The organism is Acetobacter garciniae (assembly GCF_017377735.1).
Taxonomy (GTDB): Bacteria; Pseudomonadota; Alphaproteobacteria; order Acetobacterales; family Acetobacteraceae; genus Acetobacter; species Acetobacter garciniae.
The window spans coordinates 391516-417552 of the sequence record NZ_JAFVMH010000001.1 but is presented as its reverse complement, the minus strand read 5'-3'; the positions used below and the strand labels follow the sequence as shown (position 1 = coordinate 417552).

The 26037-nt window shown below is 63.0% G+C and carries 16 protein-coding genes; 3 read left to right on the top strand and 13 right to left on the bottom strand.

Annotated features, from left to right (window positions below):
• Window positions 1–87 precede the first annotated feature (87 nt).
• The 11 genes from rpoB to J2D77_RS01785 all read right to left on the bottom strand — a co-directional run bounded on the left by rpoB (window position 88) and on the right by J2D77_RS01785 (window position 16638).
• A complete protein-coding gene (gene rpoB / locus J2D77_RS01835) occupies window positions 88–4260 on the bottom strand; it encodes a DNA-directed RNA polymerase subunit beta (RefSeq protein WP_207844521.1) in 4173 nt (1390 codons plus the stop codon).
• Window positions 4261–4478: 218 nt separating this feature from the next.
• Entirely contained in the window at window positions 4479–4853 is a 375-nt protein-coding gene (rplL, locus tag J2D77_RS01830; RefSeq protein WP_207844519.1) for a 50S ribosomal protein L7/L12, read from the bottom strand.
• A gap of 99 nt (window positions 4854–4952) precedes the next feature.
• Window positions 4953–5471, bottom strand: coding sequence for a 50S ribosomal protein L10 (gene rplJ, locus J2D77_RS01825; RefSeq protein WP_207844517.1), 519 nt, complete (start codon window positions 5469–5471; stop codon window positions 4953–4955).
• Between the two features lie 285 nt (window positions 5472–5756).
• Window positions 5757–6449, bottom strand: coding sequence for a 50S ribosomal protein L1 (gene rplA / locus J2D77_RS01820; protein ID WP_207844515.1), 693 nt, complete (start codon window positions 6447–6449; stop codon window positions 5757–5759).
• 4 nt (window positions 6450–6453) lie between these two features.
• Window positions 6454–6888 (bottom strand): 50S ribosomal protein L11, encoded by a 435-nt coding sequence (rplK, locus tag J2D77_RS01815; RefSeq protein ID WP_207844513.1) that lies wholly within the window; start codon window positions 6886–6888, stop codon window positions 6454–6456.
• Window positions 6889–6993: 105 nt separating this feature from the next.
• Window positions 6994–8619, bottom strand: coding sequence for an efflux transporter outer membrane subunit (locus J2D77_RS01810; protein WP_207844511.1), 1626 nt, complete (start codon window positions 8617–8619; stop codon window positions 6994–6996).
• Complete coding sequence (locus tag J2D77_RS01805) at window positions 8619–9926, bottom strand: efflux RND transporter periplasmic adaptor subunit (RefSeq protein WP_207844509.1); 1308 nt, start codon at window positions 9924–9926, stop codon at window positions 8619–8621. Before J2D77_RS01805 ends, J2D77_RS01810 begins: the two co-directional genes overlap by 1 nt.
• A complete protein-coding gene (locus J2D77_RS01800; RefSeq protein WP_207844507.1) occupies window positions 9923–13096 on the bottom strand; it encodes an efflux RND transporter permease subunit in 3174 nt (1057 codons plus the stop codon). The genes J2D77_RS01805 and J2D77_RS01800 overlap by 4 nt, the downstream gene beginning before the upstream one ends.
• Window positions 13097–13283: 187 nt before the next feature.
• Entirely contained in the window at window positions 13284–14651 is a 1368-nt protein-coding gene (locus tag J2D77_RS01795; RefSeq protein WP_207844505.1) for a sensor histidine kinase, read from the bottom strand.
• Entirely contained in the window at window positions 14638–15357 is a 720-nt protein-coding gene (locus J2D77_RS01790) for a response regulator transcription factor (protein ID WP_207844503.1), read from the bottom strand. The genes J2D77_RS01795 and J2D77_RS01790 overlap by 14 nt, the downstream gene beginning before the upstream one ends.
• Before the next feature lie 54 nt (window positions 15358–15411).
• Window positions 15412–16638, bottom strand: a complete 1227-nt coding sequence (locus tag J2D77_RS01785) for a DNA recombination protein RmuC (protein WP_207844501.1) — start codon at window positions 16636–16638, stop codon at window positions 15412–15414.
• Between the two features lie 220 nt (window positions 16639–16858).
• Between J2D77_RS01785 and J2D77_RS01780 the strand changes: the two genes are divergently transcribed.
• The gene (locus tag J2D77_RS01780; protein WP_207844499.1) at window positions 16859–18127 is read left to right on the top strand and encodes an MFS transporter; all 1269 of its coding nucleotides are present in this window, start codon (window positions 16859–16861) and stop codon (window positions 18125–18127) included.
• Between the two features lie 159 nt (window positions 18128–18286).
• A complete protein-coding gene (locus J2D77_RS01775) occupies window positions 18287–18649 on the top strand; it encodes a hypothetical protein (RefSeq protein WP_230975401.1) in 363 nt (120 codons plus the stop codon).
• A 295-nt stretch (window positions 18650–18944) separates the two neighbouring features.
• Here the strand turns inward: J2D77_RS01775 and bcp are convergent, their stop codons facing one another.
• Window positions 18945–19430 (bottom strand): thioredoxin-dependent thiol peroxidase, encoded by a 486-nt coding sequence (gene bcp / locus J2D77_RS01770; RefSeq protein ID WP_207844495.1) that lies wholly within the window; start codon window positions 19428–19430, stop codon window positions 18945–18947.
• Between the two features lie 16 nt (window positions 19431–19446).
• Window positions 19447–22632 (bottom strand): [protein-PII] uridylyltransferase family protein, encoded by a 3186-nt coding sequence (locus tag J2D77_RS01765; protein ID WP_207844493.1) that lies wholly within the window; start codon window positions 22630–22632, stop codon window positions 19447–19449.
• Window positions 22633–22697: 65 nt separating this feature from the next.
• On the opposite strand from J2D77_RS01765, the gene J2D77_RS01760 reads away from it, so the two are divergent.
• Complete coding sequence (locus tag J2D77_RS01760; RefSeq protein ID WP_331000043.1) at window positions 22698–25937, top strand: AsmA-like C-terminal region-containing protein; 3240 nt, start codon at window positions 22698–22700, stop codon at window positions 25935–25937.
• Window positions 25938–26037 lie beyond the last annotated feature (100 nt).

The following is a 26037-nucleotide window of genomic DNA, read 5'->3' as shown; positions in this document are numbered from 1 at the left end:
AAGCCCCCAAAGGGAAACGGAGAGCCAAAGCCGTGGCCTTGGCCTCTCCCTTGAAATAAGAATGGATCAAAGCGGGGAAATCCACCGTCACTCGGCCCCCTGCTCCAGCTCCACGTTCAGACCCAGGGACTTGAGTTCCTTGATCAGCACGTTGAAGCTTTCGGGGATACCGGCCTCGAAATCGTCCTGCTCGCGCACAATGGCTTCGTAGACCTTTGTACGACCCGAGACGTCGTCCGACTTCACGGTCAGCATTTCCTGCAATGTGTAGGCAGCGCCATACGCTTCAAGCGCCCACACTTCCATTTCACCAAAGCGCTGGCCACCGAACTGGGCCTTGCCACCCAGCGGCTGCTGGGTCACCAGCGAGTATGGCCCAATGGAACGGGCATGGATCTTGTCGTCGACAAGGTGATGCAGCTTGAGCATGTAGATGTAGCCGACCGTCGTCTTGCGCTCGAACATCTCGCCCGTGCGCCCGTCGATCAACTGCGACTGCCCGCTCTTGGCAACACCCGCCTTTTCCAGCATGGCTTCGATATCGGGAATGGAGGCACCGTCGAACACCGGGGTTGCAATCGGCACGCCCTTGCGCAGATTGCCCGATAGTTCGATCAGTTCTTCATTCGTCATGTCGGCAATGGCGTCGGCATAGACCTTGTCACCATAGACATCCTTCAGACGATCCAGCAGTTCCTGACGCTTTTCGCCGGTTCTCTGGTATTCATCGACCAGATCGCCGATGCCACGGCCGATATTGGCACAGGCCCAGCCCAGATGGGTTTCGAGAATCTGCCCGACATTCATGCGCGAGGGCACGCCCAGCGGGTTGAGAACCAGATCGACCGGCGTGCCGTCCTCAAGGAACGGCATGTCTTCGACCGGCACCACGCGTGAAACGACACCCTTGTTGCCGTGACGACCGGCCATCTTGTCGCCCGGCTGCAGCTTGCGCTTCACCGCCACGAATACCTTGACCATCTTCATCACGCCAGGCGGCAGTTCATCGCCACGCTGGAGCTTTTCCACCTTGCTTTCGAAACGGGCCTGGATCCGGGCGATCGCGGCATCGAATTCACGGCGCAGGGTTTCCAGTTCCGCCATGACGCTGTCGGACGCCACGACGATTTGACGCCACACGGCACGCGGATGTTCGTCCAGCACGGCATCGGTAATGAGCGTGCCAGCCTTGATCCCCTTGAAACCCGCACCGGCCGTCTGGTCGAGCAGCTTTTCACGCAGGCGGCTGTAGAAGGAGCGTTCCTGAATGGCGCGCTCGTCGTCACGGTCCTTGGCGAGATGCTCGATTTCCGAACGCTCGATGGCCATGGCGCGCTCGTCCTTGTCCACGCCACGACGGGAGAACACGCGCACATCCACGATCGTACCGGTCGTGCCAGGCGGCAGACGCAGCGACGTGTCGCGCACATCCGATGCCTTTTCCCCGAAGATGGCGCGCAGGAGCTTTTCTTCCGGCGTCATCGGGCTTTCGCCCTTGGGGGTGACCTTGCCGATCAGGATATCGCCCGGATTGACCTCGGCGCCGACATAGACAATGCCCGCCTCGTCAAGATTGCGCAGGGCTTCCTCACCGACATTGGGGATGTCGCGGGTGATTTCTTCCTGACCCAGCTTGGTGTCACGGGCCATGACTTCGAATTCCTCGATATGGATCGAGGTGAAGACGTCGTCCTTGGCGATCCGTTCGGAAATCAGGATCGAATCTTCGAAGTTGTAGCCGTTCCAGGGCATGAACGCGACCAGCACGTTGCGGCCCAGAGCCAGTTCGCCCAGTTCGGTGGACGGACCATCGGCAATGATGTCGCCCGCCTTGACGTTGTCGCCCACGAAAACCAGCGGACGCTGGTTGATGCAGGTGGACTGGTTGGAGCGGGAGTATTTGCGCAGGCGGTAGATATCCACCCCCTGCGTGGCACCGTTGCTGTCGGTCGCCCGCACCACGATACGCGCACCATCGATCTGATCGATGATACCGTCGCGCTTGGCAACGATTGTCGCACCCGAATCCCGGGCCACGGCCGCTTCCATGCCGGTGCCGACCAGGGGCGCGTCCGAACGCACCAGCGGCACGGCCTGACGCTGCATGTTCGAGCCCATGAGCGCGCGGTTCGCGTCATCGTTCTCAAGGAACGGGATCAGGGCCGCGGCCACGGAGACAAGCTGCTTGGGAGACACGTCGCACGCCGTCACTTCCGTGGGGGGCACGAGACGGAAGTCACCGTTACGACGGACAGAGACGAGATCGCTCGTAAGCGCGCCCTTGTCATCCACCTTGGCATCGGCCTGGGCGACGACGAGCTTCTCTTCCTCCATGGCGGAAAGATATTTCCAGCCATCCTGCAGCGAACCGTCCTTCACCAGGCGATAGGGGGTTTCGATAAACCCGTACTTGTTCACCTTGGCATAGGTCGCGAGCGAGTTGATCAGACCGATATTCGGGCCTTCAGGCGTTTCAATCGGGCAGATACGGCCATAATGCGTGGGATGCACGTCACGCACTTCAAAGCCTGCGCGCTCACGCGTCAAACCACCCGGGCCAAGGGCCGAGAGACGACGCTTGTGCGTGACCTCGGACAGCGGGTTGGTCTGGTCCATGAACTGGCTGAGCTGCGAGGAGCCGAAGAATTCACGCACCGCGGCAGCCGCCGGCTTGGCGTTGATCAGGTCATGGGGCATGACCGTATCGATATCGACCGAGCCCATGCGTTCGCGAATGGCGCGTTCCATGCGCAGCAGGCCGATGCGATACTGGTTTTCCATCAGTTCGCCCACGGAGCGGACGCGACGGTTGCCCAGGTTATCGATATCGTCGATCTGGCCACGACCGTCCTTGAGGTCGCACAGCACCTTGATGGTGCGCAGGATATCGTCCTTGCGCAGCACCCGCACGGTGTCGGGCACGTCGATATCGAGGCGCATGTTCATCTTGACGCGGCCGACAGCGGACAGGTCATAACGGTCGGGGTCGAAGAACAGCCCCTGCAACATGGCTTCCGCCGTCTCGGCCGTGGGCGGTTCACCCGGGCGCATGACACGGTAGATATCGATCAGCGCTTCGTCGCGGCTGGTATTCTTGTCCACCGTCAGCGTGTTGCGGATCCACGGGCCTTTTGCGGCGTCGATCGCCAGAACCGGCAGTTCGGTGATCCCGGCTTCTTCCAGCGCGGTCAGGCGCGCTTCGGTAATTTCCTCACCCGCTTCGCCGTAGATTTCACCCGTGGTCAGGTTGACGATATCCTGGGCGATGAAACGCCCGATCAGGTCAACGTCGCCCACCAGCACTTCGCGGGTCTTTTCCGCGATCTTGCGCACCAGACGGGTAGTCAGCTTGGTTTCCGCATCCGCGACGACTTCGCCCGTTTCCGCATCGACCAGAGGGGCGAGCAGCTTGAGCCCACGGAAGGATTCCGCGTCAAACGGACGCGCCCACCCCTTGGCCGTCTTGGTGAAGGTCACCGCATCGTAGAAATAGGACAGGATTTCGTTGGGATCCATGCCACGGATTTCCATGGCATCCACATCCCCGCCTTCGGCCTGCTTGGCCTGGCGCGCCGCCTGCGAGGCAGCGCTTTCCATGGCGTAGAGCAGGGTCGTGACCGGTAGCTTGCGCTTGCGGTCGATGCGGACATAGAGCAGGTCCTTGGCGTCGAATTCGAAATCGAGCCAGGAACCGCGATAGGGGATGACGCGGGCCGCGAACAGGTATTTGCCCGAGGAATGCGTCTTGCCCTTGTCGTGATCGAAGAACACGCCGGGCGAGCGGTGCATCTGGCTGACGATCACACGCTCGGTGCCGTTGACGATAAAGGTGCCGTTGTCGGTCATGAGCGGCATGTCGCCCATATAGACCGGCTGTTCCTTGATATCGCGGATGGAGCGTGAGCCCGTATCCTCGTCCACATCCCATACGATCAGGCGCAGAAAGACCTTCAGGGGCGCTGCATAAGTCAGGCCGCGCTGAATGCACTCTTCCACATCGTATTTGGGTTCTTCAAATTCGTAGCTGACAAACTCCAGCCGCCCCCGACCCGCAAAGTCGTTAATGGGGAAAACGGAGCGAAAAACCTCCTGCAAACCTGTCGGTACACGCGCATCAGGCGACACATTGGCCTGAAGAAATGTCTCGTAAGACGCGCGCTGCACGTCGATCAGGTTTGGCATCGGGGCGATTTCGGGAATCCGCCCGAAACTTTTGCGAATCCGTTTCCGTCCTGTGAACGATTTGGTGATTGCGTTCATCGTCGCTCCTGCCCCCGCCCTTGTCTCGGACCATCAGGCTCGCAGCACACCGCGAGCCTGATGGTCCGACCTGTTTCGGCCTTGATCGCCTGCCAGATTACCTGGCCGGCCCTGCCCCGGGTCCGTACCCGAAACAGGCAAACGGGCAGAGGTTTGCACCCCTACCCGAAAACCCTGATGTCATAACCCCGGACCATGCGACCGGGAATATGGCAGCCTTACTTAATTTCGACGGTCGCGCCGTTGTCTTCAAGAAGCTTCTTGATCTTGTCCGCTTCTTCCTTGTTGACGCCTTCCTTGACCACCTTCGGAGCACCTTCAACCAGGTCCTTCGCTTCCTTCAGGCCCAGGCCGGTGATGCCGCGGATTTCCTTGATCACGTTGATCTTCTTTTCGCCAGCGGCGGCCAGGATCACGTTGAACTCGGTCTTTTCTTCGGCAGCCGGAGCAGCCGCACCGGCGGGCGCCGCAGCAACGGCAACCGGAGCAGCAGCGGACACGCCCCACTTTTCTTCGAGGAGCTTGGACAGTTCGGCCGCTTCGAGAACGGTCAGAGCGGACAGGTCTTCAACAAGCTTAGCAAGATCAGCCATGGTTAGTCTTCCTAATATAAATACTGGTTTGCAGAACACAACCCCCTGCATGGAGGATGCGTGGATATCGTGAACAGTCCTTCAAGCGAAGGGAGGCGTTCAGGCAGCTTCACCCGTTTTGGCATAGGCCCCAAAAACACGAGCAAGCTGGGCCGCGGGCGCCTGAGTAACCGCTGCGATACGGGTCGCCGGCGTGGAGATAAGCCCCACCAGCTGCGCACGCAGGGTATCAAGCGACGGCAGCTCGGCCAGAGCCTTGATTCCGTCGGCGTTCAACACCTGGGAACCAAGAGAACCACCAAGCACCACAAGCTTGTCATTGGTTTTGGCGAACTCAACGATCACCTTCGCCACGGCCACCGGGTCATCCGCCCACGCAAGCGCGGTCGGTCCCTTCAGCATAGGCGCGATGCCGCTGAACTGGGTCCCATCCAGGGCGAGAGTTGCCAGCCGGTTTTTAGCGACTTTGTAGTTCGCACCCGCTGCACGCACCTTGCGCCGCAGATCGGTCACGCTGGCCACGGTCAACCCGGCATTCTGGGTGACCACAACCATGGACGTCTGGGCGAAAACGGCGGCCAGAGAGGCGACAAAAGCCTTCTTTTCCGTACGGTCCAAATCCCGTCTCCATCTTGTTCCGCCCGACACAAGGCCAGACAGAACGGGTTGCCCTTTGGGCTCCACCACAAGGATGAAACCCGCTCGCCTGTCCTTGAAACGGAATATCTGGGCCTGCCGCGCACTGTCAGCCTGCATCCAGCATCCCCGTCATACCACTCGCCAGCGTAATGCCGATTAAGGCCTGAAAGGCCGCGCATGGTTTCGGACAGGTAAAAAGAAGACACCTAGGCGGTATCTTCATATGCGCCACCCCGCATTGCGGCGGGGTGGCGGCATTCTTGCTCAGCCCGCGAAGACCGAGACGTCAACCTGAACGCCGGGCCCCATGGTCGAGGACAGGGCGGCTTTCTTCAGGTATGTGCCCTTGGCACCCGTGGGACGGGCCTTCTGGACGGCATCGACAAACGCGCGGATGTTTTCCGCCAGCTTGTCCCCGCCGAAGGACGCCTTGCCCACGCCGGCATGCACGATACCGGTCTTTTCAGCGCGGTATTCCACCTGGCCGGACTTCGCGGCCTCGACGGCACCCTTCACGTCCATGGTCACTGTGCCGAGCTTGGGGTTCGGCATCAGCCCGCGCGGGCCGAGGATCTTGCCCAGGCGACCGACGAGACCCATCATGTCGGGGGTGGCGATGCAGCGGTCGAAAGCGATTTCGCCAGCCTGCACCTTTTCCATCAGGTCTTCCGCACCGACAACGTCGGCACCGGCGGCCGTGGCTTCCTCAGCCTTGGGGCCGCGTGCGAACACACCCACGCGCAGGGTCTTGCCCGTGCCGTTGGGCAGGGACACGAAGCCACGCACCATCTGGTCGGCGTGACGCGGGTCGATACCCAGGTTCAGGGCCAGTTCGATGGTTTCGTCAAACTTGGCGGTCGCATTGCTCTTCACCAGCGTGACGGCTTCATCCAGCCCGTAGGCCTTGCCCGCGACAACCTTGGCGGCCGCTGCGGCCAGACGCTTGTTCTTCGCCATGATATCAGCCCTCCACCACATCAAGACCCATGGACCGGGCGGAGCCGACCAGCATGCGCACGGCGCCGTCCAGGTCATTGGCGTTCATGTCCTGCTGCTTCTGTTCAGCAATTTCACGAAGCTGCGCCATGGTCACCTTGCCAACAGCCGCACCCTTGCCCACGGTCTGGCTGCCCTTGGAAATCTTGGCGGCCTTGAGCAGGAAATACGTGTTCGGCGGGGTCTTGGTGATGAAGCTGAACGTACGGTCAGCAAAGGCAGTGATCACCACGGGAATCGGCATGCCAGGTTCCAGGCCCTGGGTCTTGGCGTTGAACGCCTTGCAGAATTCCATGATATTCAGACCGCGCTGACCCAGCGCCGGACCAACCGGCGGAGAAGGGTTGGCCTTGCCGGCGGGAATCTGAAGCTTGATGTAGCCAACAACTTTTTTGGCCATATCCGGGACTCCTCATAATTGAACCCGGACCGCGGTTCATGCGATTCCGCACCGGCACATGCGCGCCGGGCGGAACCTCCCGCGTTCCGATCAGGAAAGGGGCGCTTACCGGTGTGTGGCGCCCGTGTCAAGGGGGATGGACGGCTTTGGCGCATCGGGCGCGCCGCTTGCAAGGTCGAGCGAGGCCGGATCGGTCTGCGTGCTGATGCCCCCTGCCGCGGGTGCCTGATGCAGGTTTTCATACTGCAATGCCTTGAAGGGCATGATCGTACCCTCCCCCGCGGGAAGCTGGGCGCGCGACCAGCCGCCACCGAAGGCGCGAATAAGCTGCACCCTGGCATCGACCTCGCGCGTTTGGGCCTGCACCAGCGCGATACGCGCATTCAGGGCCGCAACCTGGGCCACCACCACGTCGAGGTAATTGGTCAGCCCGCCCGTATACAGGGCCATGGTCATGCCCTGCGTGCGCAAGGCGGCATCCACCGCCGAGTGGTCCTGCCCAACCTGGGTTTTCAACCGGTTGACGCGGGTCAGCGAGTCCTCGACCTCCTGGAACGCATCCAGGACCGTGGAGCGGTAGGAATCCTCGGTCTCGCGGTAATGCGACCAGGTCCGTTGCAGGTCCGCCCGGCGCAGCCCGCCTTGGAACAAGGGCAGGACCGCCTGCGCGCCGAACTGGTACATGGCGTTATAGAGCGAAGCCAGGTCGAAGCCGTTATCCATGAAGCCGGTCATGGCGTTGAAGGTCACATGCGGATAGAAGGCCGCGCGCGACACGCCTATGGCGCGGTTGGCCTGCGCCATGCGCCGTTCGGCCGCGGCAATGTCGGGCCTGCGTTCCAGCAGTGTGGAAGGCAGGGCAACCGGCGGGTAGACGGTCGTGAAGGACAGGGTATTGACCGGGGCGATATGGAAGGTGGCCGGGGCCTGATTGACCAGCACGGCTATGGCATGTTCCATGATATCGCGCTGGGTGCGGATATCCGTCTCCTGCGCCTGGGTCGCGTAAAGCTGCGCCTGCGCGCGCGAGACATCCATGCCCGGGGCAATGGCGCCCGACAGCCGCAACTGCGTGATTTCGACCGCCGCCTGGTAGGATTTGATGGAATCCTTGTACACGGCGTCCTGCGCATCCAGGCCGCGCAGCATCACATAGTCACTGGCCAGTTCCGCCTGGAGGCTGAGCCGGGCCGAGGCGAACTGGGCCGCGCGTTCCTGCACGCCCTGCTTGGCCATGCGGGTGCGGTTGCGAATGGCGGACCAGAAATCCGGCTCCCATGTCGCGCTGGCCCAATACTGTTCGGACGACATGTACATGGGCCCGGTCGAGCCCGCACCGCGCCACAGCCGATGGGCCGACCCCTTGTATTTTTCGCCCCCTGCCCCGCCATTCAACTGCGGATACAACTGCGAGCGGGTTTCCATCGCCAGGTCGCGCGATTGCAGGAATTGCTCCGCCTGTGCCTGCAGGTCGGGGTTCAGGCGCATGGCCTGCTCTTCCAGACGGTCAAGCTCGGGATCACCCAGCATGGTCCACCAGTCGGCCCGCACGGCGTCATCCGCCGGGTTTGCGGGCTTCATGACCCCGCTGCCCCCCCAGTTATCGGGCAGGACGAATTTCGCGGGCTTGTAGCGGGGGGCCAGGTCGCACCCGCTCACCAGAACGCAAAGGGCGGCACTCAGCGCCAGACGCGCACGCAACCCGCCGGGGCGCTGGCTTGCACCGGTCATCAGCGCCCCCCGGATTCAGGCATGGGCCGGTTGTCCTCGGGCATGGCCCGGGTGTCGTCATTGGGGTTGACGGGCTTGGCGGGGGGGGCAGCGGCCTTCTGGGTCGGGGTGTAGCCCGGCGTATCCTTGACGATACGGACTTCCTGCCCGTCAAGCAGCCCCGCAGACGGGCTGGCGACGATACGGTCTGTCTTTTTCACACCATTGCGGATCTGGATGGTCTGGCCGTAATTGGTGCCCACCTGCACGCTGATAAGATGCACATGGTTGGTGTCATCCACCACGGCAACCTGCGTGCCCTCGGCGCGGAACAGGATACTGCCCAGGGGCAGCGCCAGTTCATTCGGGTCGCCCGGCGCGTGGAACGTGGCCGTGGCGTAGGAATTGGGCCAGAGTTCGCCGGTCTTGTTATCCAGCACCAGTTCTGTCGTCACCGTGCGGGTGTTGGGGTTGAAGGCTGTGGCCGTGGCCAGGAAACGCGCCTTGAACCGCCGGTCGGGATACTGCGGAACGCTCAGTTCCGCCTCCAGCCGGGGGGAGATGATATCGGCATAATCCTGCGGGACCGCGACAAACACACGCATGGCGTGCACATCCGCAACACTGAACAGTTCGGTGGCATTGCCCTGGCTTGTCACGTCGCCCCGGCCCGCATTGACGTAATCACCCACATCGGCCAGACGCGTGGTCACGACGCCATCGAAGGGGGCGACGATCTTCTTGAACCCTTCAAGGGCTGCAAACCGTTCGACCTCGTGCTGGGCTGCTTCCACCTGCGCCTGCTGGGCCTCGGCATTGGCGGCCTGCACATCCACTTCCTGTTGCGAGACCGCCTGCGTGCCTTGCAGGGCTTTCCAGCGCTTGGCCGTAATCTGTGCGAGCTTGTAGCGCGCGGCGGCCACGTTCAGGTTGGCCTGGGCGGTCGCGTACTGGGCATCCAGTCCCGGCGTGTCGATAATGGCCAAAACGTCGCCCGTTTTGACCCGCGCGCCGAAGTCCTTGTACCACATTTTCACGTAGCCCGAGACCTGAGCATAGATCGGCGCCTGATACCAGGCCGCGATATTGGCCGGCAGGGACAGGGTGCGCTCGTCCGGCCCCGGCAGGGGGTAGGTGATCTGCACGGCGGGCACAGCGCTCTGGCGGGTCTCGTTCGCCAGCTTCACGTAGGAGGAATGGCGCTGCACAATGCCGGACACCGCCAGAAACCCCGCGACACCCGCAGCAATGGCAAGCCACATCTTTCTTTTGCGGGCGGACTGGGCCGTGGCATCGGTCCCGGCAGTTTTTTCATGCTCTGGGCTCATGCCACAGTCTCCTCTTTTTCAGTCTTGTCCGGCTTTCCCCTACCGTGCAGCAGGGTAAAGACGCATGGCACAAACAGCAGGGTCGCGACCGTGGCGACAATCAGCCCCCCCATGACCGCCTTGCCCAGCGGCGCGTTCTGCGAATTGCTCAGCGACATGGGCAGCATGCCGATCACCATGGCGGACGCGGTCATCAGCACGGGGCGGATACGCTCGAACCCGGCTTCCAATGCGGCTTGCAGGGCGTCTCCGTGTTCCTCCAGCCGTTCACGCGCGAACGACACCACCAGAATGGCGTTGGCCGTGGCCGTGCCCATGCACATGATGGCCCCCGTCAGCGCTGGCACGGACAGGGTGGTATGGGTCAGGAACAGGCTCCAGGCGATACCGGCCAGCGCTCCGGGCAGGGCGGTGATGATGATGAACGGGTCCAGCCAGGACTGGAAGTTCACCACGATCAGCAGGTACACGAGCAGGATGGACATGGCCAGCCCGCCTATAAGCTGGACATAGGCATTGTTCATGGTCACGGCCTGGCCGCGCACGCTCAGGGACGAACCGCGCGGCAGGTCGGCCCGGGCCTCATCCACGATCCGGTTGACCTGGCGCGAAACTGCCCCAAGGTCCAGCCCGACATTGGTGGCATAGATGTCGAACACCGGCATGATGTTGTAATGCGCGACCTCCGCCGGCGTGCCGACCTGCGCGATCTCGCTCAGCCCGCCCAGGATCTGCGGCTGCTGGCCGGTCGGATTGCCGTCCCCCTTGTCGATGGGGGTCAGTTCCAGGTCGTTCATGGTCTGCAGGAAGGGGGCCGGGGTCTGGATATCGATCAGATGCGAAACCCCGGTTGCCGTATCCAGCCAGTAGACCTGCCCGACCTGCGAACTGCCCGAGAGGGAGACCAGGGCGTTATCGGCCACATCGGCTTCTGAAATACCCGTGCCCAGGGCGTAGATACGCCGGGCGTTCACCCGCAGGGTGGGCGCGGTCATGGGCTCCTGCACGGAAATATCGGTCAGACCCGGCAGGTGGCGCAGCCTTTCGGCCAGCCGGTTGGCGAAGCGGAAATTGCCTTCCAGATCACGCCCCACCACCTGCACATCGACTGGCGAGGGCAGGCCGAAGTTCAGTATCTTGGCTGTCAGATCGCCTGGCAGGAAGGAAAACTGCGTGCCCGGAAATGCCTCACCCAGATCATGGCGCAGGAGGCTGCGATATTCCGCCACGGGAGAGGCCGGGTTTTTCAGCGAAATGGTAATGTCGCAATCCTGCGTGCCCACCGTAGGAGTAGGAATATAGGCCTGGTTGAGCGGGCTGAACGGCAGGCCGCAATTATCGACGATGGATTCAACCTGCCCGGGCAGCGTGCGGTCCACCTGCGCGTTCACAAGCTGGGAAATCTTGCCTGCTTCTTCCAGCCGGGTGCCGATGGGGGCGCGCATATGCAGGGCGATGACATCGGAATCCACTTCGGGGAAGAAATCCTGGCCGACAAAGACCAGCAGGCCCAGCGAACTGACCGAACACAGGATGAACACGGCCACGAACTTGCCGCCCAGCGACAGGAGAAAGCTCAGGAACTCCCGGTAAAGGTGGCGGAATTTCTCGAACTGATGCTCGAACCCGCGCTGGAAGCGGCCAAAGATATTCTTCGGCTCGACAGGCCCGTGCGCATGGGCCGCCACCTGGGCCGCCAGCATGTATTTGGCCATGGTCGGCACCAGCGTGCGCGACAGGATGAACGAGGCCAGCATGGCGAAGATGATGGCTTCGGCCATGGGCATGAACAGCCAGCCCGCGACACCCGTAAGCTGGAAAAGCGGCATCCAGACAATGCAGATGCACAGGGTGGAGACGAAGGTGGGGATGACGATCTGGTTGGCCGCATCGATAATGGCCGTCTCCAGGTCTTTTTCCATTTCCAGATGCGCGTCGATATTCTCGATCATGACCGTGGCGTCATCGACCAAGATACCCACCGCCAGCGCCAACCCGCCCAGCGTCATGACATTGATGGTCTGCCCAGCCCAGCCCAGCCCGATGACCGAGCACAGCATGGCCAGGGGAATGGATGTGGCGATAATGACCGTAGACCGCCACGACCCCAGGAACAGCAGGACCACAAGGCCCGTCAGGCACGCGGCTGTCAGCATTTCGCGCAGCACGTCGTAGACGGAATCCTTCACGAAGGTCGAAGCATCGTTCAGGACCTTGATCTCGACCCCCGGCGGCAGGGTCTGGACAATGCCGGGCAGCAGCGCCTTGACCCCGGCCACCACGTCCAGTGTCGAGGCATCCCCCCCTTTCATGACCACGATCAGAACGCCCTGCTGCCCCTTGACGAGCACGAGGTTGGTCTGCGGCGGTCCCCCCGGATGCACCCACGCCACGTCGCGCAGGCGCACCACGGCCGTGCCGATCTGCTTGACCGGCAGGTTGTTCAGGTCATCCATCGTGCGGGCGGCGGCGTTGGTCTGCACCATCCAGTCGAACGGGCCGATCCGCTGGTCGCCTGCGGGCACGACAATATTCTGGCTGGCCAGCGCACGCGATACGTCCGCGGGTGAGAGCTTGTGCGCGAGCAGCTTGATCGGGTCGAGATCGACCATGACGTTGCCGGGCTGCCCGCCATACGGGTTGGGAATGGCCGCCCCCGCCACGGATACCAGCGCCGGGCGGATAAGGTTGGACGACATGTCGTAAATTTCGGATGCCGTCATGGAACTGGACGACACCTGCAAGGTTACAACCGGCACGGAGGATGCGTTATAGGCCAGCACCAGCGGCGGGGTGGAGCCGGTGGGCATCTGCTTGATGACCGTCTGCGACACCGAGGTGATCTGGCTCTGCGCGACCGAGGTATCGGTGCCGGGCTGGAAGAAGATCTTGACGATGCCGCGCCCGTAATAGGACTGGCTTTCGATATGTTCGATATTGTTGACCGTCGCAGTCAGGGCGCGTTCGTAATAATACACCACGCGGCCCGACATGTCCTCGGGCATCAGGCCCGCATACTGCCAGACCACCGCCACGACCGGAATGCGGATACTGGGGAACACGTCCGTGGGCGTGGTGAAAATGCCCCGGACCCCGAAGACCACGATCAGGACCGAGAGCACCACAAAGGTATACGGCTTCTTGAGCGCCGTAACGACAATTTCGTTCATGCTGCGACCTCCCGCATCATGGCAGGCGCAACACTGTATGCGACGACGGTAACCATGTTGTTACGAAATACATATCCACTCCGAGCCCCGCCAATGACGTTGCAGTTAAATTCAGCGTCATCTCGTGACATTTTGACCTGACCTGAAATTGGAATAAGCCGCCCCCGATGGCATGGTGACATGACGCTCATTGCTGGACGGGAAAGGTGATGTAAAAACAGGTGCCCGTGCCGTCAGGCCCGCTTTCTATGCTTACATCCGCCTCGTGCAGGTGGGCTATGGCGCAGACAAGGCTAAGCCCCAAGCCGCTGCCCGAGACATGTCGGCTCTTGTCCGAACGGTAAAAGCGCGACAGGACCGCCTGGCGCTCGTCCGGCGCGATACCCACGCCGTTATCGGTCACCATAAGGACGGCCTCGCCCGCCCGCTCCCGCATTCCCAAGGTTATGCTGCCTCCTTCGGGGGTGAACTTGATGGCGTTGTCAACCAGGTTGGCCAGCAATTCTATCAGCAGGTGCCGATCGCCCCAGACCTGCAGGCCGGGCGGACCGGGCTGGGCAAGCAGGCGCTTGCCCTCCGTTTCGGCAATGGGTTCGTACAGGTCGAACACATCGGCAATCAGATCGCTCAGGACAACATGGCCGAACCCGGCCTTTCTGCGACTATTCTCCAACTCCGCAATGCGCAGCAGCGCGGTGATAATCCCCAGGCACTGGTCCAGATCGTCCACCGCGCGGCCGATCGTGGCGTTCAGCGCATCCGCATCCAGCCCTGCCGCACCCGCGCGTTCCAGCCTGGCCCGCACGCGTGACAGCGGTGTGCGCAGATCATGCGCGATATCGTTGCCGACCTCGCGCATGCCGTCCATCAGCCGTTCCAGCCGGTCGAGCATGCGGTTCACGCTGCCCGCCAGCCGTTCCACGTCGTCCCGCTCCCGCGCGGCGGGCAGGCGTTCGTGGATATCGCCCGCCATGATACGGTCTATCGCCTCGTGCATGTCCTTCACGCGCGACAGGGCCCGGTGGCTCAGGGCGATCCCCAGGAACAGCGCGAACAGGAAGGTCGGCATGGCCGCCACCAGCATGGTATGCCGGAGCATGAGCTTCTGTTCGGCCAGCAGGTGGAAACTGCGCCCCAGAACGAGAATGGTTCTATCCGGTAGCGTAACGGCCAGCAGCCGTAAAGGATAGGGAGCACCTTCCTCGGGATAAATTTCTATGTTCTGCGGCTTGGCATCGGCCACAAGCCCGCGGGGCCATGTATGCAGGTCGCCTGCGATCAGCGCGTGCCCCGCATCGAACAGCCCCGCACTGCTGATGATCAGCCGCAGGTCGCCCGTAGCCCTGCGCCTGATCACATATTCGAGATGTTCGGGGGACATCTGCGCCAGCAACGATGCCTCCCCTTCGAGCAGTTCGGTCGAACGGCGGGATTCGACCGCCTCCATCTGCGCGTAGACAAGCCCGAACTGCATCAACATGACCCCGGCCATCGCAGCCAGGGCCATCAGGGTTATACGGAAGGTGGCAGTACGAAAAAGCTCAGTCAGGAACACGCAGCAAAAACCCTGTCCCGCGTATGCTCTGGATAAGCGGCTCCTCCGATGGGGCGTCGACCTTGCGGCGCAGCTTGCCGATATGCACGTCGACAAGGTTTGTTCTGGGAATAAAACGATACTGCCAGACATCCTCCAGCAGCATCGAACGGGTCAGGACCTGGCCCGGCCTGCGCATGAGATATTCCAGAAGCCGGAATTCGCGCGGCAGCAGTTCGATCTCGCGCCCGTCACGCCAGACACGGCGTTCGATCAGATCCATCTCAAGCGCGCCCGCACGCAGGCGGGTGGCGCGCGTATCGTCCGGGCGGCGCAGCAGGGCTTCGATCCGCGCCACCAGTTCCTCGATCGCGAAGGGTTTGGTCAGGTAGTCATCGCCCCCCGCCTTCAGCCCGGTCACCCGGTCATCCACGGCGGAAAGGGCGGAAAGCACCAGCACGGGTGTGCGCACGCCCTGCTGGCGCATGCTCTCGATAACGCTAAGCCCGTCCATGCCCGGCAGAAGCCGGTCCACGATCATGACATCGGCCTCACCCGTCAGGGCCCTGTCCAGCCCCGCCTTGCCGTTTGCCTCATGCCGGACATGAAAACCACGGGCTGTCAGGTCAGCGACAATTTCTTCGGCAATCGTGCTGTCATCTTCCACCAGCAGAACCGTTCTATCCTCCTGAGGGCGGACCGCGGCGTCCTCTGTCATCATATCCATGTTCCTGTGTTCTTGCCCCCGTCATGCAGGCCACACACACATTATACCAGTAAATTAGGTTTCAGAGTCCGGCTCGGGCTCGGGGTCGGCATCCAGCCCGTCCAGTGCTTTCAGCCTGCCGCTGACCGCGCGCGTGCGCCTGCGGGCCTCCTCGATCGAGAATGACATGGACTGCGCATTTTTGGCCAGTTTCTCCAGCACGCCGTCCATGCGCAGCATTTCCTGGCGTGTGGCGCCCAGCAGCCGGGCAATGCTTTCCGTGCGTTGTTCCAGGGCCAGGGTCACGTAGCCAAGATGAATGGTCCGCAGCATGGCGGGCATGAGGGCGGGCCCCATGACCATGACCCGGAACTGCCGCCCCACCTCATCGATCAGGCCGGGAATGCGTGCGACTTCCGTATAAAGTCCGTCGGTCGGCAGATAGAGCACCGCGAATTCCACCGTCGCGGGGGGCCGGATGTATTTTGTCGCGATCTTGCGCGCTTCGAACCGCACGGTGCTTTCCAGCGCCTTGCGGGCGGCTTTTTCCGCGCTGCCATCGCCTTCTTCGGCGGCGTTGAGCAGTTTTTCATACGCTTCGGTCGGGAATTTGCTGTCCACCGGCAAAAGCGGGGCAACTGCTGCCCTGACCGGCATGCGGATGGCGAATTCCACCACCTCGCCCCCCTCGCCCACACGCGCGTTGCTTTCATAGGCACCGGGCGGCAGCACGTCGTCCAGAATGGCCTTGAGCTGGGCCTCCCCCCAGCCGCCGCGTGTCTTGACATTGCCGAACAGGCGCTTGAGGTCGCTGATCTGCGCGGTCATGGCGCGCACTTCGCCCATGGCGGTCTGCATGGCCGAAAACTGTTCCAGCACGCGCTGGAACGATGTCTGCATCTGCTGCTCGACCGCTGCGTGCAACTGCTCCCCCACCGCATGGCGGATCGCACCCAGTTGCTGGGCCGACGCCTCGGCCATGCTTTGCAGGGCCTCCGCCTGGGCGGCGCGGGCTTCGGCCTGTTCGCGCCCCATCGCCCCCCTTAGCGCGCCAAGCTGTTCGGCCAGCGTCGCGTGCATGCGCTCGATCCGCCCCGCCACGGCGCGCTCCATATCCGCAAGCGTTGCGCGCTGGGCCGCAAAGTCGGACTGGATGATCGCGGCCTCGCGCTCGGTCCTGACATAAAGACGGGCCAGCAGGTCGCCATCGGCCCCATTCCGGCGGCCCAAAAGCAGGCCCAGCCCCACGCCCAGGCCGAAGGCCGCCACCACACAGCTTACAAGAACAATTATGGAACTCATGCGCCTGTTGTGCCCCGTGACGAAAGCTGCCGCAAGCCTCCTTCAACGCCTGCCAGCCCATGGGCCGCAGGAAGAATGAAAGGTGGGTTGCGGCCCTTCATCACCATTGCGCGTTCCCTGGATGGGCGGAATGGCCATGGCTGTGCAATGGTGATATGCAAGCCGATCAACGGAGCCATGTTCAGAACCAGAACGATAAACTGAACACGTGGGGGAAAACTTGAATACGGCACAACGCATTCGCGGGATACTCGCGGGCTCGGCGGGGAACCTGCTCGAATATTTCGACTGGTATGTCTACTCGTCCTTCACCATTTACTTCGCGCATGCGTTCTTCCCGCGGGGGAACGCCACCGCCGAGTTGCTGAATGCCGCCGCCGTGTTCGCGGTCGGGTTTTTCATGCGGCCTGTGGGCGGGTGGCTGCTGGGGGTGGCCGCGGATAAATACGGCAGGCGGACCGCGCTGACATTTTCCGTGCTGGCCATGTGCCTGGGGTCGCTGGCCATAGCGGTCTGCCCCACCTACACCCAGATCGGCCTGCTGTCCCCCATCGTGCTGGTGGTGGCACGCCTGTTCCAGGGGCTGAGCCTGGGGGGCGAATACGGGGCTTCGGCCACCTATCTGGCCGAGGTTTCATCGCCCCGGCACAGGGGGTTCTGGTCGGGTTTCCTGTACGTAACACTGGTCATGGGGCAGTTGCTGGCCCTGCTGCTGCTCCTGTTCATGCAATATGTGGTGCTGACCCCGCAGCAGATTGCGGACTGGGGCTGGCGTGTGCCGTTTCTGGTGGGGTCGGGCGGGGCTATCCTGGTCTTCTGGCTGCGTCGGCAGATGGTGGAGAGCAACAGTTTCGAAAAAGCGCAGGAACGCCAGGACAAGGGTGGGATCAAGGTTCTGGCGCAATACTGGCGGTCGGTACTGCGGGTGTGCGGCCTGACCATGGGCGGGACCGTCGCCTTTTACACCTATACCATCTACATGCAGAAATACCTTGCCAACAGCCTTGGTTTTTCCAAGGAAAGTGCGACCCTGATCTCGGCCGTCAGCCTGCTGGTATTCGCCGCCATGCAGCCTGCCTTCGGTGCCGTGTCGGACAAGATCGGTCGCAGGCCGCTGCTGCTGTTCTTTGGTTTCGGGGCGACATTCGGCACCGTCCCGCTGCTGGGCGCACTGGGCAACGCGCAGTCGGCCTGGGCCGCACTGGGCCTTATCATCGCAGCCCTTTTCGTGGCCTCGGGCTATACGTCCATCAACGCGGTGGTGAAGGCGGAACTGTTCCCCACCCGCATACGCGCTTTGGGGGTTGCCTTCCCTTACGCGCTGACTGTCTCGCTTTTTGGTGGCACGGCAGAATATATCGCCCTGTGGTGCAAGCAGGCCGGGCATGAGAACTGGTTTGCCTGGTACGTTTCCGCCACGGCGGCGGTCACGCTGTTCACGGTCCTCACCCTCAAACCCACGGACAGGATTTCGGAAGAACAGGGCTGAACGGCCCCACCGCCCACGCATCTTCAAGAAATGGCTTCCGATAAATAGCCCGGCGAGCGCCTTTAATTTGCCATAAGAGAGTCGATACTGAAGCCTGTTGGAAAAGAAAGGGGGCGGCCCATGAAACCCGCACCCAGGAGTAATGATCCAATGCGCCGCATGACACAAATTCTTATGGCTCTTCCCCTCGTTGCCGGCCTTGGCCTGGCGACACTGCCCGCGGCACAGGCCCGACCCGGTGAGCATTGGGGCGGAGGATACAGGCATGGATGGGGTGGTGGCCCCCGGGCTTACGGCCCACGTTATTACGGTCCGCGCTATTATGGCCGTGGCTATTACGGCCCCGGCGCAGGCCCGATCGCAGGTGCCGTGATCGGCGGCCTTGCCGTGGGCGCGCTGGCCGGTGCAGCCATGAGCGGTGGCGGCCCGGGCTACTACGCCGCCCCCCCACCCGCTGCCTACCCAGTACCCGTGGCACCCGTTCCGGGCTATTATCCGGGCGGCTATTACCCGACGTGGTAACGGCCAGCCCGGTAGGGTAATGCCGGCTTGAGCCAATGGTTGAAGCCTCTTTAAAGACGCAAGGCGTGGTACGGACCATGGGCTTTGCGGCCCGAAAGTCCCGATCGGCCGAGCGGCTTTACGAAGCCTGACCCCATATCGGTCAACATATGAAAGTTCCTGGTGAAGCTTTTTTTCAAAAAGCTTCGAAGAACGTCACCTTTTTGAAAAAAGGCGACACCCAAAAACTTTTATTATTCAGCAATGGCCTGGCGGACAGCCAGCGATGACGGTCCGCCGGAGCGAGCCGGTCACGTCAGGCCGCGCCCGCCAGGGCCTGGGCTTCGTGCATGACGGCTTCGACATGACCATCCACCTTCACCTTGCGCCAGATCTGGGCGATCCTGCCATCGGCCCCGATCAGGAAGGTCGCGCGCTCTATGCCCATGCTGGTCTTGCCGTAAAGGGTTTTCTCCACCCACACACCGTAAGCTTCGGTCACGCTGCCATCCGCGTCGGAAGCCAGGGGAAAGGTCAGGCCGTATTTGGCTGCAAAGGCATCCAGCTTCTTGACCGGATCGCGCGAGACACCGATCACGGCAATGCCTGCCTTTTCAAACGCATGCAGCGTTTCATTGAAACCGCAGGCTTCCTTGGTGCAGCCCGGCGTATCCGCCTTGGGGTAGAAATACAGCACGAAGGGCTTGCCCTTCAACGCCGCCAGATCGACCGTTTGGCCCCCGCTGGCCTGCATGCTGAAAGCCGGAGCCTGATCGCCCACCTTAAGCGGTGTGGTATCCATGAGACTGTTCTCCCTGTTAAAAATCGTCGGGCCGCATTGCCTTAACCCCGGCCGACGCATGCTGTTCCGCGGCAATGGGGCCAATCACCCGATCAAAGCAAGTCCGCACCGTTCTGGCCAGTGCGTTCACCCGTTCCATCAATGCAGCAAGGTCTGGCGCGTCCATGCCACGCAGCAGGATTTTCAGCGCTGGGGGGGCCAGGTCTTCTTCCAGCTCCTTGGGCGGCACCGGGCCGCAGAGCAGGCGCAGCAGGGCCTGCAAGCGCCGCCAGACCATATCCGCCTCGATCAGGGTGCGGGCATCGGGCGCGCTGAGCAGGCCCGCTTTTGCCAGGCGCGCCAGGGCATGGCGGGTGACGGTGCTGCGTGCCGCCGGGTCGGCCGCGCAAAGCTGGAGACTCTGCGCAATGAATTCCACCTCCATCAACCCACCGGCCCGGCGCTTGACATCCCAGATGGAAAGCGGGGGCATATCGCGCGCCAGCCGTTCGCGCATGTTTCGCGCATCGTCCAGCAACGTGGCGCGTGACGGCGGGGGCTGGCGCAACGTCCCGTCCAGAATATGGGACAGGTCCTGGCGCAACCTGCCCCGCAAGGTGCGGGGTGCAGCGATAATGCGCGCGCGCGTCAGGGCCATGCGCTCCCACGTCCAGGCGGATTGGGCGTGGTAGCGCACGAACGCGGTGCGTGAGACCGCAACCGGCCCTGCCGCACCGGACGGGCGCAGCCGCATGTCCACCGCGTAAAGGGGACCTTCCGGCCCGGGCGCGGTCAGTGCCGCGACAAAGGCATGGGCAAGCCGGGTATAATACGCGCCAACAGCAACCGAACGCGCAAGCCCGGCGGCTGCCGCAGCCCCCTGCGCGACATCCCCTGCCCCGCCGCCCGACTGCCCGGCCGACCGGCGGCGTGTGCCCGCACCCTGGGCCGCCACCACGCTGGCCTGCACGTGTTCGGGGTGGTCGAACACCATCAGCAGATCCAGGTCCGAGCCCGGCATCATCTCGCGCGAGCCGACCTTGCCCAGTGCGATCACTGCCATGCCGCCGCCGGGCACCCGCCCGTAGCGGCGCATATGCTCGTCCTCCACCGCTTTCTTAAGGATGGTGACAATCGTATCGGCCAGCATGGTGCGTTCCTGCTCGGCCCTGTTCTCGTTCATGCGGCCTTCGAGCAGGGCGACCGAAAGGCGGAATTCCTCCCCCCGCAGCAGCGGGTGCAGGGCGGCCACGAGCCCTTCGATATTTTCCGCAACCTCGGCCAGATGGTGCAGCCGGGCCACGACATCGCGCCCGTCCTGCGGGGCGGATTCAAGCAGCCCCTCCAGGGCGGACGGCGTGTCGGCCAGGTAATTCGCCAGAAAGGCGGAGGCATCGAAAATACTGGCAATGCGTTCGATCAGCCCCGGATTATGGTCGAACAGCGAGAGAAGCTGCACACCCGCATGCTGGCGGGCCAGCAACGCGTCGAACCGTCGCAGACACGCAAGCGGATTGGTGCGCGCCCCGAAACTGGCCAGCAGCTTGGGCAGGAACGACCAGAGCAGCGCATGCGCATGGTCGGAGCGCAGGGCGCGCAGGCCATTCCCGCTCCACCGGTCCAGAACCTGCAGGGCCTCGGCAATCTGTTCGGGGGGAAAGCCCTGTTCGGCCAGCAGGTCCGCAAGCTGGCCTTCATCCGGGCCGCGCACCAGCACGCGCCCCTGCGCAGCACTGCCAGCGCTGGCCTGGGTCACGAAATGCCGTTCGAAAATGCGCCTGGCCTCACGCATGCGCGGCAGCATATCCAGCGCGAAGGCCTGGCCGTCGGCATAATTCATGAAAATGGCGAAGGCTTCGAACCCTTCCACCGTGTCGGGCAGGGCGTGGGTCTGGTGGTCGGCACGCATTTGCAACCGGTGTTCCGCATCGCGCAGGACACGGTATGTGCGGGCCAGTACCTCGGCTTCCTGGCGGGGGAGATGGCCCGAGCCCACCAGTTTTTTCAGCCCGCCAAACGTGGTCTTGTCGCGCAGGGCCGGTTCGCGCCCGCCCCAGACAAGCTGGATCGCCTGGACGATGAACTCGATTTCGCGAATGCCGCCCTGCCCCAGCTTGAGGTTATGGCCCAAAAGCCAGTCGCGGCTGGCCAGCGGGTCCGCCAGCACGGCGTCGGGCAGGTCCGCCAGATCGGTGCGACCGGCCTTGCGGTGGCGGTCGATCCGGGCTTTCATGTCGTGAATGTCGTCAATCAGCGCGAAATCGAGGGTACGCCGCCACACGAACGGACGAATGGCCGCCAGGAAACGCCGGCCCACGCCCAGGTCCCCCGCCACGGGGCGCGCCTTGATCATGGCCGCGCGTTCCCAGGTCTGGCCCAGGCTTTCGTAATACAGAATGGCCGACTGCACCGTTACCGCCGGCGGGGTGGAGGCCGGGTCGGGGCGCAGGCGCAAATCAGTACGGAAAACATAGCCATTCGCATCGCGCGCTTCCATCAGGCTGACAAGATCGCTAGTCATGCGCACAAAGACGCGCCGCACCGCTTCGGGGTGCTTGTGCGTCAGGGGATCATAGAGAACCACCAGGTCGATATCGGATGAGAAATTCAGCTCCCGCGCGCCCAGCTTGCCCATGGCCAGCACAACCAGGCCACAGCCTTGCGTGGGGCGGTCGGGGTGCGGCAGTTCGATCTGCCCGATCTCGTGCGCGCGCCACAGCAAATGCCTGAGTGCGAGTTCCAGCGCGGTCTCGGCCAGGCGGCTGAGTGTAGCCGTCACATCATCGAGCGACCAGAACCCGCCCAGATCCGCCACGGCGCAAATAAATGCTATGCGTTTTTTAAGGCGCCTGAGAAAGGCTGCGACATACTCTCGCCCCGATGTGGGGTCAAAATCAGCACATGCCGCAAAAACATCCTGCACGCATCTGTCCGGTCCATTTTCCAGCAACGCCGCGAACGCGCCAATATCGTCACGCGCCAGGTCGGCCAGATAGGGGCTGTTCCCGCCCAGGCAGGCCTGCAACCCCCGCGCCCCGGCCTGCGCCATGACCATGGGGAAAATACCCGCCGCATCCGCCAGGGCCTGCATGTCGGCTGCAAAGCGTGCTGCCGCCTGCGTATCGGCCGGCCTGGGCCAGTCCGCATCCGGCCAGGCGCGCAGGCCGCGCCCGCGCGGCAGCCTGACGTCATGAAAAAGAAAATGCTCTGCCTGCTGCGTCATGAAGGGGTCCGTATCGTGAACCACGAAGGCTTGCTGCGTTGACCGCCAATGGTCAAGACACAGCCGTGCGGAAAACGGTGACATTACGGCGCGCGCTGCTGGGGGGCGTGTGCACGCTGCTGGGCCTTGGCGTAAGCGGTGTTGCCGCCCTGCTGGTCTACATGACAATCCGGCCCATCGACATTACCCCGGTTGTGCGGCCTTTTCTGCCCGTGGCCCTGATCAACAGCGGCACCAACCGCCCGCCTTTGGCCAGCCTGAGCCTGGACCGCGCGGAACTGCGCTGGAACGGCCTGCATGACGGGCTGACATCCCCGCTTGCCATTGTCCTGTATAACATCACCCTGCAAGGCCCCGCCCGCAGGACGGATGACACGATACGGGAGGCGCGGGTCATGCTGGACCCGCTATCCCTGCTGCGCGGGACGATCGGCCTGCGTTCGGCCAGCCTGCGCGGCGTGCGCATTACCCTGCGCCGCAAGGCCGATGGCTCCACCGGCCCGGATTTCGACCTGCCAGCCAATATGCAAAGCCCCGGTGGCGGCAACAGTGTCGATATCGGCAAGCTGGAACATATACGCCTGGACGACGCCGTCATTACCGTCAACGACCAGATGGCCCATACGCGCTGGGTGGTCTCCCCCCTGAGTGCGGATCTTTCGGTCCGGCACAGGAACCGCCATCAGGGGCTTGTGGGCACGGCGTCCATCGGCCTGTCACGCCAGGACGGCACCAGCCTGACCCGGCTGGTAACCCTTTCTGCCAATGGCGCGCCCGTGGGGCATGACGGTGCCATTACCTGGCGGCTGCTGAGCACCCCGGTCAGCCCCGCGGCCCTTTCAGCCCTGGCCCCGCAGTTGAAAACCGTGGATATCCCCACCGCCCTGACAGCGGACACAAGGCTGGTGCCCGCGGCAGGCACGAACTGGCTGCTGCCCGATGGGGTGAACCTCAACCTCGGCCTTGGGGCTGGCCGCATGGTCCTTGCGGGATCGACATACACCCTGGACCACGGCGCGGTCGCCCTGGGCCTGACGCTGGACCGTACGGCCCAGGGCAGCCTGCCCGCGCACCTGGTCCTGCACGATACAAGCCTGTCCGTGCATAATGCCGATGTGCCGCAGGGGCCCGACCATACGCTGGAACTGGAACTGGCCGGGCAGCTCACGGCATCGGACCTGCTGCACCCGCAAGGTATAAGCGGGCAGGTCACGGCGAATATCGCGCATGTGGCGTTCGAGGACATGCACAGCTACTGGCCCGAACATGCCGCCAAGGGCGGGAAGAAATGGGTTGCAGACAACATTACCAGTGGCGATGCGTCCGGCCTGCAAACCACCCTTTCCCTTGCCGGCACTAAAGGGTGGGATACGCTCAAGGTCGTGGGGCTGGATGGCGGGCTGGCGGCCAAGGGGCTGACCATTCACTGGCTGCGCCCTGTCTCCCCCCTGCATGACATCACGGCCCGGCTTGCGATCCATGACCTGAACACGCTGATCATCGATTTCGACAACGGCTACCAGCTTGTGGACCGGGCGGGCAAGAATGTCGGCCTGTCGGGCACGGGACGGATCGAGGCCGGTCCCGGCCGCATGACCATTACCGGGCTGAGCCAGCGGGACCAGACCGGGATCATTACCTCGAAACTGACCGGCAGGCTGGAAGATATCCTTGCTTTGCTGGCCGAGGACCGGCTGCACCTGCTTTCGCGCCATCCGATCAGCATCACCAATCCGCGCGGCAAGGCGGAGGTGAACCTGTCCCTTTCCCTGCCCCTGGTCAGCCATGTGCGCATCGATGACATGACCATCAACGCCCATGCGGACGTATCCCATGCCATGATGGGCAATGTCGTGGCGGGGCGGAGTGTCACCAACGGGCATTTCGAGCTCGACGCCACAACGCAGGGGCTTACCCTTTCCGGCGGGGGCGTGATCGGCGGGTTGCCCGCCAATGTCACCTACCTGGCCGATTTCAGCCGTGTCGGCCCGCAGGCTGTGCTGGAACAGGCGCATATGACATCGCGCCTGACGCCGCAAAGCCTGGCTGCCGCCGGGTATGACCCGGGCGAACATTTCAACGGCACCGCCGATCTTGATGTCGCCTACCGCGAAACGGAGGACCACCACGCAACGGTGGATGTGGGGCTGGACCTTGGGCATGCGCGGATTCTCATTCCGCTATGGCACAAGGCGCCCGACCAGCAGGCCCGGGTTTCCGCCCGGCTGGCTTTGGTGGATGGCCATATTGTCGGCGTGGACCGCATCGTGGCCTCCGGCCCGGACCTGGAGGTCAAGGGCCAGGCGGCGATCCGCCCGCATATGCCGCCCGAACTGATCGTGTCGTCCTTCCGTATCGCGCGTTCCAGCGGGCATGCGCGCCTGGCCTTGCCGACGGGTTCGGACAGCATGATCCATGTCGGCGTCTATGCTGACACGCTTGACCTGTCCCCCCTTGTGACGGGCGACCCCGCAACGCAGCAACCCACGACCCAGGCCCCGGCGGGCTATCACATTCCCGAAGCCGCGACCGGTCGCCTGCATGGCCCCGCGGGCACGGCATGGGCGATCGACCTGACCGCCGATACCTTGTGGTACAACGCGACCAAGCCATCGCTACGGGGGGTCAAGGCCTATTTCGAGCATAATGGCCGCCGGTTGCGGACCATGCGCTTTACCATGCGCGGCCCCACACCCGTCAGCATGTCGCTGACGCCACAGGGCAACAGCCGATCCCTGGACGTGACCATTCCCGACCTGGGCACGTTCCTGTCGGCCTTCAACATCCTGCCCGACGTGGAAGGCGGCCACGCGGTGCTGACCGGCACGTTCGACGACAGCCAGGCCACGGCCCCGTTCAAGGGCAAGATCAACGTCAGCCCCTTCACCCTGAAAAAAGCCCCCACGGCGCTGCGCGTGGCACGTAATATCTCGGTCTATGGCTGGCTATGGGCGCAGAACACCGACGCATTCGAAATCACCCATATGAGCCTGCCGGTGACCTTCGAAGGCGATGTGCTGAGCATTCACGACGGCAGCATAGGCAACACCGCCTTGGGCGCAACGCTGGAAGGTGCGATCAACCTCAGCCGCAACAACATAGACCTGCACGGCACGGTGGCCCCGGTCTTTGCCGTCAACAAGCTGCCGGGCAAACTACCGGGCATAGGCCGCGTCTTCAGCCCCGAAAAAGACGGCGGCGTGGTGGCCATGACCTTCGGCATAAGCGGCAAGCTGGACAATCCGGGCCTGCACTTCAACCCGTTTTCCATCCTCCTGCCCGGGGTTCTGCGGAATATGTTGTAATCATGACCTACTCATAGAATCTGAATAACAGGAAGAGATAGCCTTATCCAAGCGATCTCTCAGACACTGGTCTGTCGTGAGAAAACTGGTCCAATTCTGA

Excerpts from the sequence above, each read along its gene's own strand:
- J2D77_RS01805 (WP_207844509.1), bottom strand. The coding sequence starts at position 9,926 with ATGAGCCCAGAGCATGAAAAAACTGCCGGGACCGATGCCACGGCCCAG.
- rplK (WP_207844513.1), bottom strand. The coding sequence starts at position 6,888 with ATGGCCAAAAAAGTTGTTGGCTACATCAAGCTTCAGATTCCCGCCGGC.
- rpoB (WP_207844521.1), bottom strand. The coding sequence starts at position 4,260 with ATGAACGCAATCACCAAATCGTTCACAGGACGGAAACGGATTCGCAAA.
- J2D77_RS01790 (WP_207844503.1), bottom strand. The coding sequence starts at position 15,357 with ATGGATATGATGACAGAGGACGCCGCGGTCCGCCCTCAGGAGGATAGA.
- rplL (WP_207844519.1), bottom strand. The coding sequence starts at position 4,853 with ATGGCTGATCTTGCTAAGCTTGTTGAAGACCTGTCCGCTCTGACCGTT.
- J2D77_RS01765 (WP_207844493.1), bottom strand. The coding sequence starts at position 22,632 with ATGACGCAGCAGGCAGAGCATTTTCTTTTTCATGACGTCAGGCTGCCG.
- J2D77_RS01775 (WP_230975401.1), top strand. The coding sequence starts at position 18,287 with ATGACACAAATTCTTATGGCTCTTCCCCTCGTTGCCGGCCTTGGCCTG.
- J2D77_RS01800 (WP_207844507.1), bottom strand. The coding sequence starts at position 13,096 with ATGAACGAAATTGTCGTTACGGCGCTCAAGAAGCCGTATACCTTTGTG.
- J2D77_RS01810 (WP_207844511.1), bottom strand. The coding sequence starts at position 8,619 with ATGACCGGTGCAAGCCAGCGCCCCGGCGGGTTGCGTGCGCGTCTGGCG.
- rplA (WP_207844515.1), bottom strand. The coding sequence starts at position 6,449 with ATGGCGAAGAACAAGCGTCTGGCCGCAGCGGCCGCCAAGGTTGTCGCG.
- J2D77_RS01785 (WP_207844501.1), bottom strand. The coding sequence starts at position 16,638 with ATGAGTTCCATAATTGTTCTTGTAAGCTGTGTGGTGGCGGCCTTCGGC.
- bcp (WP_207844495.1), bottom strand. The coding sequence starts at position 19,430 with ATGGATACCACACCGCTTAAGGTGGGCGATCAGGCTCCGGCTTTCAGC.